Annotated in this window: 13 protein-coding genes; 4 read left to right on the forward strand and 9 right to left on the reverse strand. The window is 43.6% G+C overall.

Annotated elements, in window-relative coordinates:
• Positions 1-2 precede the first annotated feature (2 nt).
• From mraY to mraZ, 6 genes are all read right to left on the reverse strand, one after another.
• Positions 3-977 (reverse strand): phospho-N-acetylmuramoyl-pentapeptide-transferase, encoded by a 975-nt coding sequence (gene mraY / locus ACIZ62_RS15005; RefSeq protein WP_414150515.1) that lies wholly within the window; start codon positions 975-977, stop codon positions 3-5.
• Positions 977-2,350 carry a UDP-N-acetylmuramoyl-tripeptide--D-alanyl-D-alanine ligase gene (locus ACIZ62_RS15010; protein WP_414150516.1) on the reverse strand — a complete coding sequence of 458 codons (1,374 nt, stop codon included), beginning with the start codon at positions 2,348-2,350 and terminating at the stop codon, positions 977-979. Before ACIZ62_RS15010 ends, mraY begins: the two co-directional genes overlap by 1 nt.
• A gap of 159 nt (positions 2,351-2,509) precedes the next feature.
• Positions 2,510-4,918, reverse strand: coding sequence for a penicillin-binding transpeptidase domain-containing protein (locus tag ACIZ62_RS15015; protein ID WP_111889159.1), 2,409 nt, complete (start codon positions 4,916-4,918; stop codon positions 2,510-2,512).
• Positions 4,919-4,979: 61 nt separating this feature from the next.
• Complete coding sequence (locus ACIZ62_RS15020; protein WP_111889158.1) at positions 4,980-5,363, reverse strand: hypothetical protein; 384 nt, start codon at positions 5,361-5,363, stop codon at positions 4,980-4,982.
• Positions 5,364-5,378: 15 nt separating this feature from the next.
• Positions 5,379-6,335 (reverse strand): 16S rRNA (cytosine(1402)-N(4))-methyltransferase RsmH, encoded by a 957-nt coding sequence (gene rsmH, locus ACIZ62_RS15025; RefSeq protein WP_111889157.1) that lies wholly within the window; start codon positions 6,333-6,335, stop codon positions 5,379-5,381.
• Positions 6,336-6,767 (reverse strand): division/cell wall cluster transcriptional repressor MraZ, encoded by a 432-nt coding sequence (gene mraZ, locus ACIZ62_RS15030; RefSeq protein WP_111889156.1) that lies wholly within the window; start codon positions 6,765-6,767, stop codon positions 6,336-6,338.
• A 270-nt stretch (positions 6,768-7,037) separates the two neighbouring features.
• Between mraZ and ACIZ62_RS15035 the strand changes: the two genes are divergently transcribed.
• The 4 genes from ACIZ62_RS15035 (at position 7,038) to ACIZ62_RS15050 (ending at position 10,396) form a co-directional block, all read left to right on the forward strand.
• A complete protein-coding gene (locus tag ACIZ62_RS15035; RefSeq protein WP_111889155.1) occupies positions 7,038-7,307 on the forward strand; it encodes an ACT domain-containing protein in 270 nt (89 codons plus the stop codon).
• 12 nt (positions 7,308-7,319) lie between these two features.
• Positions 7,320-8,678 (forward strand): PFL family protein, encoded by a 1,359-nt coding sequence (locus tag ACIZ62_RS15040; protein WP_111889154.1) that lies wholly within the window; start codon positions 7,320-7,322, stop codon positions 8,676-8,678.
• Positions 8,679-8,747: 69 nt separating this feature from the next.
• Positions 8,748-9,155 carry a formylmethanofuran dehydrogenase subunit E family protein gene (locus ACIZ62_RS15045; RefSeq protein WP_111889153.1) on the forward strand — a complete coding sequence of 136 codons (408 nt, stop codon included), beginning with the start codon at positions 8,748-8,750 and terminating at the stop codon, positions 9,153-9,155.
• Positions 9,156-9,310: 155 nt separating this feature from the next.
• The gene (locus tag ACIZ62_RS15050) at positions 9,311-10,396 is read left to right on the forward strand and encodes a hypothetical protein (RefSeq protein WP_111889152.1); all 1,086 of its coding nucleotides are present in this window, start codon (positions 9,311-9,313) and stop codon (positions 10,394-10,396) included.
• Between the two features lie 62 nt (positions 10,397-10,458).
• Here the strand turns inward: ACIZ62_RS15050 and ACIZ62_RS15055 are convergent, their stop codons facing one another.
• The 3 genes from ACIZ62_RS15055 to ACIZ62_RS15065 all read right to left on the reverse strand — a co-directional run bounded on the left by ACIZ62_RS15055 (position 10,459) and on the right by ACIZ62_RS15065 (position 13,825).
• Positions 10,459-11,400: a hypothetical protein gene (locus tag ACIZ62_RS15055; protein ID WP_111889151.1), complete on the reverse strand. Its 942-nt coding sequence runs from the start codon at positions 11,398-11,400 to the stop codon at positions 10,459-10,461.
• A 448-nt stretch (positions 11,401-11,848) separates the two neighbouring features.
• The gene (locus ACIZ62_RS15060) at positions 11,849-13,087 is read right to left on the reverse strand and encodes a PucR family transcriptional regulator (RefSeq protein ID WP_111889150.1); all 1,239 of its coding nucleotides are present in this window, start codon (positions 13,085-13,087) and stop codon (positions 11,849-11,851) included.
• A 9-nt stretch (positions 13,088-13,096) separates the two neighbouring features.
• Positions 13,097-13,825, reverse strand: a complete 729-nt coding sequence (locus tag ACIZ62_RS15065) for an NAD-dependent protein deacylase (protein ID WP_414150517.1) — start codon at positions 13,823-13,825, stop codon at positions 13,097-13,099.
• Positions 13,826-13,827: the final 2 nt, after the last annotated feature.

The raw sequence follows: 13,827 nt of genomic DNA on the forward strand, positions 1-13,827 counted from the left end.
TCCTATCCTAAACAAATAAATGCAATGACTACCGAAATCGCAGTAACCACCCAGAAAACGGTGACGACCCGGGTTTCGCTCCAACCCGACAATTCAAAGTGATGATGAATGGGGGCCATCTTAAAAAAACGCTTTCCCCCGGTGGATTTAAAGTAGCTCACTTGAATCACTACCGATAAAGCTTCAAGGACAAACAAAGCGCCAGCAATGAGCAGAAAAATCTGTAGCTGAGTAATGATCGCCATGACTACAACCGCTCCGCCCAACGCCATCGAACCGGTATCACCCATAAAGATATCAGCTGGATTTGAATTATGCCTTAAGAAACCCAAACATCCGCCAATAATGGCGCCGATAAAAATGCTGGTATTAGCTTGGGGCAGGGCCAGAGAGCCGACAAAAAAGAATATCGCAACAATTAAGGTAACGCCGGATGCCAATCCATCGAGTCCATCGGTTAAATTAACCGCATTGACAATCGATACCACCGCAATAAAGGTAAATGGCACATACCAGAATCCAAAATCGACAGTCTGATCCATCAACGGCACCACCATTTCAGAACCAATGGCTGGCGCATTATAAGCATAGAGGGCAATGGCCAGCGCACCAATACATTGGAGCACCATTTTCTGCCAGGCCCGCAGACCCAGATTATGTTTTTTGGCTACCTTAATATAATCATCAATCAAGCCCACAGCACCGAAGTAGAGCATTACCAGAATTGGAAAGAAGTCCCAGTTTCCGACTAGCACTGACAAGATCGCAAAAGCCACCAATACCCCCAATTGAATCACCAGCCCGCCCATGGTTGGCGTTCCTGATTTTTCCAAATGGCTTTGCGGGCCTTCTTCTCTGATGGCCTGACCAAATTTTAGCCGTTTGAGCATGGGGATAAATCGCGGTGTCACAAAATAGACAACCAGGAAGGAAATCAGCAGACCAATCAGCCCGGTTTGTAAAACGGTCAGTTCCATTAGCAGCCACCTTCCTTAATAAAATCAATCACCCGTTCCAAACCCATGCCCCGGGACGCTTTAATCAGAATGATATCTTCGGGCCGGACAATCTCTTTTAAACAGACACCGGCCGAGCGTGCATCAGGAACCTGGTAGACCGGTCCGGCATTATCATAACCCTGACAAATTAACTGCCCCAATGGACCAACACCGATTAGAATATCCGCTTTACCCTTTGCGTAGTTGCCAACTTCAAGGTGTGCCGCTGGCCCGAAGTCGCCCATTTCTAACATATCGCCGAGAATTGCAATTTTTCGCTTGTTGTCACGGCCCAGGGTATCCAATACATCCAGGGAAGCCCGCATCGCATCAGGATTAGCATTATATGAGTCATTAATCACCTTGATTTCGCCAATCGTGAAAATATCCATCCGATTGCCGCTGGGCACAAAAGCATTAAGCCCTTGTTGAATCTCCGATTGAGTCAAGTCATAGAAATACCCTAAGCCAATGGCCACCAGACAATTATAGATATTATGTTCCCCTGGATAATTAAACGTGAAAACTTCGTTTCGATGTTCCCATTTTACCTGCATTTCAAGACCCGCTTGACTTGTACTATAATTAAAGGCTGTTACAGAATGCTCCCCCTGCAAGCCAAAGGTTTTAACCTGGAACTGATTCTTTTCATTATTTATTTTTTTTAAAAACGCATCATCACCATTAACATAGGCAATGCCATCGCTTGTTAAACGCTGCAAAATTTCTTTTTTGGCCCGATAAATATTCTCCTGGCTTTTCAGGCGTTCAATATGACTAAGTCCGACATTGGTGATTACACTGATATCGGGATCAACCAGCGCGATTGATTTTGAAATATCCCCAAGATGGTCCATTCCCATTTCGATGACGGCCATTTGATGGTCTGCTTCTAAATTAAATAAGGTCTGGGGAATCCCGTATTCATTATTAAAGTTACCTTCGGTTTTTAAGGTACGATACCGTTGTGACAGAACCGATGCCACCAGGTCCTTGGTGGTGGTTTTTCCGCTGCTGCCGGTAATGGCAATCACCGGAATGCTGTAACGATGACGATTAAAACCGGCCAACGCTTTCATCGCCGCTAATGTTGAAGCCACCTGGATGACCGTCATCTCCGCCGGAAAGGAGTGATTTCTTTCCTCGGTCAGACAAGCTCTACTGCCATTTAAAAAGGCCTGACTGATGTAATTGTGGCCATTATTCGTTTCCCCGATAATGGGCACATATAAGTCATTACCTGTTGTTTTTCGACTATCAATCGCAACATTTGCAATTGCCATTGAGCGATTTCCCTGGAACAATTCCCCCTGGGTAATGTGAAGTATTTCATCAATACTGATACTTTCCATTTATCTTACCTGAACTTTCTTCTTTATTTTCGGTCAATCATAATCAATTCTATATTTAATTTTCAGCCTCGTCCACTGTCCAAAAAGACCATGACATTATATCAAACTTTAAACATAAAGAAAAGCAAGGATTCCTCCCCTTGCTTTTCTTTAAATTTTTTATGGGGCAAATGTTACGTTAACGTCACTGCCCCTCTCCACAACCGTTGTGGCTGCCGGCGTTTGACTTGAAGCAAAACCATTCCCTGTGATTTTAAGATTGAGTCCCAATCCCGTCAGAATTTCATTGGCACTCTGAATCGATAGTCCCTTTAGATCCGGCACAATAACCGTTCCAACCGCCTGACTATCGGTTTCTCCTAAAGCAAGGATCAATTCCGAATTTGGATCATAAACCGAATTGGTGGGAAGGCTTTGATTTACAACCGTGGTCCCACTGGTGGCTGGATCAACAACATATTTTATCCCCTTCTCATTGAGAATGCTGGCTGCAAAATCAATGTTCTGACCTACCAGATCAGGAACAGTGATGGTTCCCTTTTGAATTTCTTCCGTTACAGCACCACCAAGGGTGGTATCAGCAGTGTTATAATTCAAAGCTTGTTTTATTAAACTAATGGCGGTAGGTGCCGCACTGGTACTCCCATAAGCACCTGCTGCCGGTTCATCCAACACGACGTAAACCGAATATTTGGGGTCTTCCACTGGGGCAAAGCAGTAAAAGGAGGTCACATATTTGGAACTGGAATATTCACCATTGATAAACTTCTCGGCCGTCCCTGTTTTTCCGCCAATGCTGTATCCTTCAGAAAGATTGGTCATATCGGAATCATAGCCAACTACCTTACGCATGATTTCTCGGGTTGCTGCCGATGTTTCTTTCGAAATAATCTGTTTTTGGGATTCAATCGCTTTCCCCGTGGTTTCGCTGGAGATAATCGTCGGTTTAACATAGTAGCCATCATTGACGACACTATTTAGCGCACTGACGATTTGAATGGGCGTGACTGCCAACCCCTGTCCAAATGAAAAGGTCGCATAATCTACTTCATTGATCCCGCCATTGGCGGTAGATAGTCGATTAATAATTCCAGCTTCTTCGCCATCTAGCTCAATCCCGGTGGTTTCTCCTAAGCCAAAATTATACACATACTGATAGAAAACATCCGGATTCAATGTTTCAATAATCTGAACCAACCCCGGATTACAGGAATGGGCGATGGCATCCGAAACCGTAATGCTGCCATGTGGTCCGGTGGCGCAATTAATCACCGCATCACCGATCTGGATGGACCCATCACAATACACAATTGTATCTGGCGTTACTACCCCTTCTTCCAGGGCCGCTGCGCCAGTTAGTGCTTTAAAGGTGGAACCCGGTTCATAAATAAAACTAACGGCCTGATTCTTATACATCTCTGCCAGTTGTTCTTGTTCTGTTTTACCAACCAGATCTTCTGCATGTGTCGCGACGAAGTTAGCATCCAGAGTAAAAGGATCATTAAGATTGTAATCCGGCGTGGTCGCCATTGCCACTACTTCGCCAGTTTTGGTTTCCATCACAATCGCAGTTACACTTTTTGTTTTCCAGGTTGTCGCTGCTTCCTCAACCGCTTTTTCGGCCATCAATTGAATATTGCTATCAATCGTTAAAACAATATCTTCTCCCTGAACAGGTTCTTTTAATATTTTTGTTTGCGAAGGAATCTGGTTTCCGTTGGCATCTTTTTGGAAGTAAACAACCCCATCCTCGCCGCTTAAGACGTCTTCATAGGTGGATTCCACCCCATAGAGACCACTGTAGTCCCGCCCGGTAAACCCCAGAATATAGGAAGCAAAATTTCCATTGGTATAATAACGCCGATAATCATCCAGCAATTCGATGCCATTATAACTTTCTATGTTGCCGTCTTCGTCTTTGATTGCTTCCGATTGCTTAATTTCCAGAGCCAGGGCATTATCGACTTTCCCCAAAATTAGCACCGGCTGGTTTTCTTTACGGGTCGCACGATCGTAAAGGGACTCATAATTATAATCCAAATCTTTGGAAATGGCCGCAGCCACCGCAGCCGGATCTTTAATGCTAATCGGTTTAAAATAAAGGGTTCCGTCCTCAATACTGACACCATCAAAATTATGACTCAGTACAATAACCGCAGCGCCCTGACTGATACCGGTTTTTACTTCAACAATATCATTTTCCAGAACGATGATCTTTTTCATAATATCTTCAACTTTTAAACCCAGCTTGCTACTTAATGTTTGGGCCAGGCGATCGGGGTCTTCGACCTCATAGGGGATCACATTAACCGCTGTCGCTGAGGAATCTTTAGCCAGAACATTTTTGTTCCGATCGTAGATATCACCTCGTGATGCTTTAATGGCCACCTCTTCAACAAGTTGATCGACCTGGCGCTCATACTTCCCGGTTGAATTTACAATTTGCAGGGAAAATAATCTCCCAATAACAACAATTAAGCACAATGAAAGTACAACCATGGCAATCATGATGCGATTTTGTTTGCCGATCGGTCCAATCTCTCGTTGTGCCTTCTTTTTTATATTCACATTTTTTCTCCAAATTTTTATTCAATTAAGCTTACCTGATCTAGCTTAAATAAACCCTAACCTAAAACAAATTCTCAAACCAACTTCTCACAATTTGTGAATCCGTCATCAGTGACTCTTCTTTTTTCTCCGTCACCAGTTCGCGTCGATATTGTTCCTGGACCGGTTCGGTCATCCCATAACCTCTGGCTTGAGCCTCAATCGATTGAAGATTCATATTTGTTACTAATTGACCTTCTTTACTGTCGTTAACCTGTACGGCGTCTTCCAGGGTTTTCTGAAGGTCTCTGATCTGCGTATTTTTTTCGGTGATCACAGCGTGCTGAAATAAGATCCCAACCATTGCCGCAAACGCAATCAACCCTATAATCATAACATAGGAACTTGTTGTCATGCGCTTTTCTTTTTGTTTGGGCATTTTTACTCTTTTTTTTGTGGTCGCCATGGAACGCTCCTTTTTTTAACTTTCTGTTCCCAGCTTTTCTACAATCCGTAGTTTCGCACTTCGCGAACGCCGATTTTCTTCAAGTTCATCAACACCTGAAACAATCGGTTTTCTTGAAATAAGCTTTACTTCCGGTAATTTCCCACAAACACATTGGGGAAAATCCGGCGGGCAAGTGCAGGGATTGGCTTTCTCTTTAAAGAGATGCTTAACAACCCGATCTTCCAGCGAATGAAAGGTAATGACACACATTCTTCCGCCTGGCTTCAAGGCTTCAAGACCCTGGGTTAAAGCATCTTCTAATATTTTTAATTCCCCATTGACTTCCAGTCGAATGGCTTGAAATGTTTTTCTTGAGGGATGTTTCTCTTTAAAACGTTCCTTGGGAGGATACGCCTTCTTGATTATTTCACTTAACTCTAAAGTGGTCGTAATTCGCGCAAGCGTTCTGGCACGAACGATTGATTTGACGATTTGACTGGCAAACTTTTCTTCTCCATAAAGAAAAAGTATTTTTTTTAGTTCCCCGGGGGCATAGTCGTTGACCACCATTTCGGCGGTTAACTCTGCTGACTGGTTCATTCGCATATCCAGCGGACCATCGTTATGATAAGAAAAGCCTCGGGTATCGTCATCCAGTTGAAATGACGAAACCCCGAGGTCATATAGAATACCGTCGATTCCAAAGAGATGGAGGCCCTTTAGAACCTTGGCTAAACTGGCAAAATTACTTTTTACAAAATGACGCTGACAGGTAAAACCCGCCAGACGATTTTGGGCATACTCTAAAGCGTAATCATCCTGATCGATGCCAACCAAAATGCCGCTTTCATCCAATGATTCACAAATCCATTGGGAATGCCCACCCCCACCCAGGGTGCAATCCACGTAGATACCATTTGGTTTGATGTCCAGACCGTCAATGGATTCCCGTAGTAATACGGTGGTATGTGAAAATGTTTGTGGCTTCATTTATATTCCCAGCATTGCCATATTATTGGCAATGTCCTCATAATTTAAATCTTCATTGTCGTTATAGTTTTCCCATAATTGACTGTCCCAAATTTCTAATCGATTTGAAACCCCGATAATGGTCACCTCTTTTGTTATTTTTGCATATTTGCGGAGCGAAAGTGGAACACTCGCCCGGCCCTGTCGATCCAGCTCGCAATCGGCGGCACCGGCGAAGAAAAATCGGGTAAACGCTCGCGCATCCTTATCCGATACCGGTAGAGATTTTAGTTTACTTTCAAAATTCTCCCACTCTTCCATGGAAAAAACAAACAGGCAACAATCCAGTCCTTTTGTTAAGACAAATTGTCCACCCAGAGATTCTCTGAATTTTGAAGGAATGATCAATCGTCCCTTGTCGTCGATATTATGTTCATACTCTCCAAAAAACATCCAGATCTACCTCCTTCATACTTTGTTCTTCCATTTTCTTCCACATTATACCACACTCCACCACCCTTCACAAGTTACGAAACCGGCTATTAAGCAAAAAACAAAGTTTTATTTTGTTAAAATTTCCCATCAATTGTATTAATTTTATATCAAAAAACTTAAAAATAAATTCACAAAACGTCTTTCCTCCTAAAATCAACATTATAACTTGTGATTGTACGCATTTTGGTTTAAACTAATAAAATAATGAAAATTAAGGAGTAATTTAGAATGAGAGCAGTAGTTACGGTTATTGGAAATGACCGCACCGGAATAATTTATAATGTATCTAAAATTTTGGCTGAAAATGATGTCAATATTGAAGATATCAGCCAGACCGTTATGCATGATTTTTTCACCATGATCATGTTGGTGGACATGACAAACATGTCTGTTGAGTTTAATGTCCTGAAGGCCGCTCTTGAAGAAGTCGGACAAACCATCGGCATGTCCATCCGTATTCAGCATGAAGATCTTTTCAATGCTATGCACACGATTTAGGCGGCCACGATTATGGCAATGTTTAAAGACGTCCTCGAGACGGTTAGAATGATTGAAAAAGAACGGCTGGATATCCGGACCATCACCATGGGAATTTCATTGCTGGACTGCATTGATTCCTCCGGATTAAAAAGTCGCCAGAAAATCTATGAAAAAATCACCCGTTTGGCTGAAAATTTAGTCAAAGAAGGGGAACGCATTGAAAATGAACTGGGCATCCCGATTGTCAATAAGCGGATCTCGGTAACACCGATTTCACTCATCGCCGGTAGCAGTGATGACAAAAACTATGTGGAATATGCAAAAATTCTTGATGCCGCCGCCGCAACGGTCGGCATTAACTTTATCGGCGGTTTTTCCGCCCTTGTCCCCAAAGGGTTTACAAAAGGCGATCGGATTCTCATCGACTCCATACCAGAAGCCCTGGCAACAACCAATTGCGTGTGTTCATCCGTTAATCTTGGTTCCTCGAAAGCCGGTATTAACATGGACGCTGTTAAACGGCTGGGAGAAGTGATTAAAGAAACCGCCTACCTGACTCGGGAGGTGGATTCCATCGGCTGTGCCAAGTTTGTCGCCTTTGCCAACGCAGTTGAAGACAATCCCTTTATGGCAGGCGCCTTCCACGGCGTCGGCGAAGCCGAATCGGTTCTCAATGTTGGGGTCAGTGGTCCCGGAGTTGTCAAACGGGCGCTGGAAAAAGCCCAGGACGCTTCCTTTGGGGAAATGGCCGAAATCATCAAGAAGACAGCCTTCAAAATTACCCGGGCTGGCCACCTGGTCGGTACCACCGTGGCTGAGCGTCTGAATGTCCCTTTTGGTATTTTAGACTTGTCCCTGGCTCCAACCCCGGAAATTGGTGACAGTGTTGCCCGCATCCTTGAGGAAATGGGTCTGGAACACTGTGGCACCCATGGTACCACAGCAGCCCTTGCAATGCTCAATGATGCCGTTAAAAAAGGCGGTATTATGGCCTCCACCTCGGTGGGTGGCTTTAGCGGTGCCTTTATCCCGGTCAGTGAAGATGAAGGAATGATTGAAGCCGTGGAATGTGGCGCCCTGACCTTTGACAAACTGGAAGCCATGACCAGTGTTTGCTCGGTTGGTATCGATATGGTCGCCATCCCTGGCGATACCCCAGCTTCCACCATTTCTGGGATCTTAGCGGATGAAGCCGCTATTGGCGTCATCAACAATAAAACCACCGGTGTTCGCATTATCCCTGTTTATGGAAAAGACGTTGGCGATACCGCCGAATTTGGTGGACTGCTGGGCCGAGCACCGATTATGCCGGTGAATAAAAACGATTGCTCAGTTTTTGTAAATCGTGGCGGACAGATCCCCGCCCCTATTCACAGCTTTAAAAACTAGCGCAATCGGACTGGCAACTTGGGGGACCCACAACTGTGGGTCTCCTGTTTTATCGAAAGGAGCTAATAAATGAATGTCGAATTATGGGAAAAATGTGTAACCTTTCACGGACATCACTGCCCCGGCCTGGCCATTGGTGTCCGCGCTTCTCTGGAAGCCATCAAAACGCTTTCCCTTGATCTGGACGGAGATGATAAGATTGTCTGCGTTGCTGAAAATGAGTCCTGTAGTGTTGACGGCATCCGGGCGGTGCTGGATTGCACTGGCGAAAAGGGCAACTTATTTTTTATAAAAGGCGGGAAACAGGCTTTTTCTGTTTTTAATCAAACCACCGGTGCGAGTATCCGTTTGATTTTAAAAGAACTTCCGCCAATGGAACGTGATGAAATGGAAGCCTTCCTGCTTAACGAACCCGACGCGACAAAACTTTTCGATTTCGAAAAACCCCATTTCGAATTACCTGAAAAGCTTAACTGAGTTTTAAAAACACCACCATGATTAATCCGGAACGATTAATCATGGTGGTGTTTTTTTATTCACTCAGCCATTATCACTTGCGGTGCCAGCGATAACTTTGATATGGTATAATAAACAGAATAATTTACTATAAAATCTTATATCGAGGTGCTCATATGTTTACTTTGCCCGTTTATACAGCTCCTGATTTTACCGAAACCTTTTTTGTCAAAGCCCCCAGTGTCCGAACGATGCCAGCTCCTATGGATGGTGTGGTTCCGGAGAACTTTTATGCCACGACCATCTTTCCCGAGTATTTTAAAATCCATGATACCTGGCAGCTGATGGCTGAAAGTCGGATGGACTGCGTGGTTGTCATTGCCAATGATCGACCCCATGCCATCGAATTCAGAAATGTCAAGAAAGGCGATGCCGTTGTCGTCGGACGTCATGAAGATGGCGGAAACGGTGTTTATGTCGATCATTTTGCCTTCAGTAAAAAACATCCAGATGGTGATAATTTTTCGTTTCGTACCTCCAATTCCCGGGAAACCGCCTACTCCCGGGACTACGACCGACTCTATCAACTCTTGGAATTCGAACGGGATAACGGCTATATTCTATGGGTTCTCGGCCCGGCGGTAACCTTTGACCAGGACTCCCGAAATGCCATGACCCATCTGGTGGAAATGGGCTATGTGGATGCCCTCTTTGCCGGAAATGCCCTAGCCACCCACGACTTGGAGTCCCACTTTTTTAACACCGCCTTGGGTCAGGACATCTATTCCAAAGAAAATAAATCACTGGGTCACTATCACCATATCGAAACCATCAATCGGGCTCGGGGCTGCGGTTCCCTGGAAAATTTAATTGAAAAATATAAAATCGAAGATGGTATTGTCAATTCCTGTATTAAAAATGACATCCCCATGGTTTTAGCCGGTTCAATTCGCGACGATGGGCCTTTACCTGGCGTCTATGCTGATGTTTACAGCGCCCAGGATGCTCTGCGGGTGCACACCAAAAAAGCCACTACGATCATCTGTCTGGCAACTCAGCTCCACACCATTGCCACCGGCAACATGACCCCTTCCTACCAGGTGGTTGATGGTCTGATTCGGCCGGTTTATTTTTATACCGTCGACATCTCCGAATTTGTGGTCAATAAACTAAAGGACCGGGGCAGCCTCAGTTCCCGGTCGATCATCACCAATATCCAGGATTTTGTAGTCAATTTACAGCGAAATTTATCATTGAAGTAATTATCATTAAATAGAAAAAGGACTTTTGCCAAAGCAAAAGTCCTCACCACTCGATGATTGAATTACATAATAGAAGGTAAAATTAAAGGTAGTACTGAAAAATTAAGCAATTGTAAAACCCAAATTGTACAGGCCGGGGGGTCGATGTGGCTGTCTGCGTAACTGTTAAAGGCTAAGCCCGCAAACTCTCCGATTATCGCTGCCAGGATACCCGTGATGGCGGCAGCTACAATGGCGGCCACTGGGCTTAATGTTCCTGAAAAAACAACGATAGCGGTTGAAGCAGCTGGCAATACAATATGATGGCAGCCATAGAAAGGCAGTCCCATACTGGCAAAGATCAGTCCAAAGGCGGCGATACCAAAGGCAAAACTACCCATCTGCGAGAATAGATATCCAGCTTCACCTGATCCGGCTAAAGCCATACTGCCGAAAGCCGCCGCAATACCACCAACCAGAATACCAAAACCGGCACCCAGAACGATAGTGAACATCAAATCAGAGCCCTGAGGCAGATAATGTCGTGTTACACCAGCGGGAGTTTTACCTGTTAAACCGGAGTCGGTAAAAATCAAACGTACTAAAATGGCAGAAATAACAACACTTAAAGCAACTGTGTCGGTCCATGCTGCGGAACCAAGTACATTTGCGCCAATTACTGTGCCGATAACAAAGTTTAATAAGTAACCAATAATACCAAAAATTCCGCCGACCAGTAATACGGATGCGTCTTTTAATCCTGCTAGTGGGGTGATAATATCCCCGCCAACTTCCAACTTTCCAATTTTTTTAGCATAAGCAGAAGCGGCAACCGCACCAGCAAACGCAACACATGGTGAGAACCATGATCCAAAGCTGACGATTCCAATGGCTGGGGCTCCAAAATCTCCGGCAAGAATTGCGGCAATGACTGTTAACCCAGTAAAAATAAATGATGGCACACCACCGATAGCGGCTGCAAATAACCCGCCGCCAAAAGCAGCAATTAATAATGTAAAATCCATCTCTTTTTCTCCTTTTAAATAAAATTTGATTGTTGTAAACATAAAAACGCCATCGAGTGGTTCTGATAATGTTTACATGCTCAGTTTAACAAGAAGGTCAAATTTTTACTATGGTCATCATCGCCAAAATATCTGTCCTCCGTTGTGCACCATTTACAAGGGTTGCTATCAAAACCGTGTACACCATCACTTATGATTCTACACATTTATTATTTTTTTCAAAAAAACAAAAAAAGAGCCGGAGCTCTCTTAGATTAAGGGGTCTAGTATGGACTTTACATCATCCCAGTAAGGGGTCACAATCCCTCTTAGTTAGAATAAACGATGGGTCGAAAAAAAACATCCGCATTGATTAACAAAATGATGCTATTAATCTGTGCGTGGTGCACAGTATTTACAAAAATTTCTCTCTGTGATTATTTACTAAGCCCAACCCTGATGCGAAAAGCTACTGATGTTTTAAAAACTCTAAAATTCGAAACGAGTACGCCAAGTCAAACTGTACCTTCGGTGCCGTTAACTCCAGCTGAGTAAGCGATTTGATTCGATCGATGCGATAACTGAGAGTATTTCGGTGAATATGGAGGGCTTCACAGGTTTCTTTATAATTGCACCCATAATCGATAAGTGTGTTTAACGTATAGAACAACTCAGATTGATGTCGTCGGTCATATTTCTCAAGTTTCAGCAAACCAGTTTGAACAAAATCCCTGAGATTATTTCCAGCTTCACCGGTTACCTTCTCAAGCAGATGAAAAAACTTATAATCATCATAATTAAAAAGGCGCTCTTTCTCATGAATCGTTAAGCCAATGCGAATGGCTGCCTTCGCATGAAAATAATGGCATTGAAAATTCTCAATCCCCTGAAAAAATTCGCTGATGCCAATTCGCAATCCATGTTTTTCCATAAATATTTTTAACCGACTGATCCCCTTATCCGTTTTTTCTGTTTCCAGATCCGTACATAAAACAACCATCTGATTACCGTAAAAAATTGTATGAGATTTAGGAACGACGTGATACAAATCATCTCGTAGTGAGTCTTTAATGACCTCCTGATTAAGATTGGCATCATCTTGTTCAGAAACCAGGACACACAGATTATTACTGGTATTAAGCTCTGACTCCAGGACCCAGGCTTTGAAATCTTCATTTTCCTTGTCTCTACCTTCAATCAGATCCTTTAGAATCCCCTCATTCATATTGCCGCGGATATACTTATACATGGGAATCTTTATAATAATTTCTGTCAATACTTCATTCGCCAGCAGCAATAACTCTAAATATCCATTCGTCACTTCAGTTTTTTTAAAAAACATCACCATCGCACCGGCGTATTTCCCCCGAATGATCACAGGCGATACCAAGGCCTTTGTCTCACTTTCCAGCCCGACCACATAGGGCGTTCGTTCCTTGGGAAAGCGCTTGACCTCTTCAATATTAACGAGTTCAAAAATGAATTCGTGGCTGCAGAATCCTTTAGAAATGGCAAACTGCCATGAGCGATCTGTGATCTCAGAAGTTCGACTCATTCCACGAATCGAGAAGTTTATGTCAATAAATATAACTGGTTTTTCCGCCAAATAACTAATGGTTTCCACTACCTCTTCCACAGTATGGTTGCCCAAAAGTAATCTTAATAAGCGATTGCTTTGTCTGTATCTCAGTTCTGTTTGACTATCCATAGCGACTCTTTATTTTTTGCTCCATTTCAGTTGTTTAAATATTTCCCCGATACTTCCCTTAATAATAAGATTTGCCCGGGAATCCATCGGCGTTGAGGATTTATTTACCAATACCAGATTCCTGCCACGATAATAATCGATCAGTCCTGCCGCCGGGTAAACACCCAAAGAGGTTCCCCCAATTATCAGAACCTCTGCTTTTGTGATGGCCCCAACTGACTGGTTTATGACATCGCTGTTCAGCCCCTCACCATACAATACTACATCTGGCTTGATCGTCCCGCCACAGCCGCATTCCGGCACTCCCTGACTTTCCTTAATCGTTTGAACCGGATAAAACTGATGACAGTGCATACAGTAATTACGATAAATCGATCCATGCAGTTCCAGCACCTTTTTACTCCCCGCCAATTGATGAAGTCCATCAATATTCTGAGTAATTACCGCCTTCAGTTTATCCTCGGTTTCCAGCTCTGCCAACTTTATATGGGCAAAGTTTGGCTTTGCTTCCAGATGCAGTATTTTATTACGATAAAAATGATAGAATTCTTCGGTATTATTCATAAAAAATTCATGCGAAAGAATTGTTTCTGGTGGATATTTGTAGCTTTGGCTGTACAACCCATCGACACTCCTGAAATCCGGAATGCCACTTTCAGTGGAAACACCGGCCCCGCCAAAGAAAACAATATTTCCTGATTCTGCTACCAATCCTTTTAAGTTTTCAATATCGGTCATCT

Origin of the sequence: Acetobacterium carbinolicum (assembly GCF_047456275.1) — a bacterium.
GTDB classification, from domain to species: domain Bacteria; phylum Bacillota; class Clostridia; order Eubacteriales; family Eubacteriaceae; genus Acetobacterium; species Acetobacterium carbinolicum.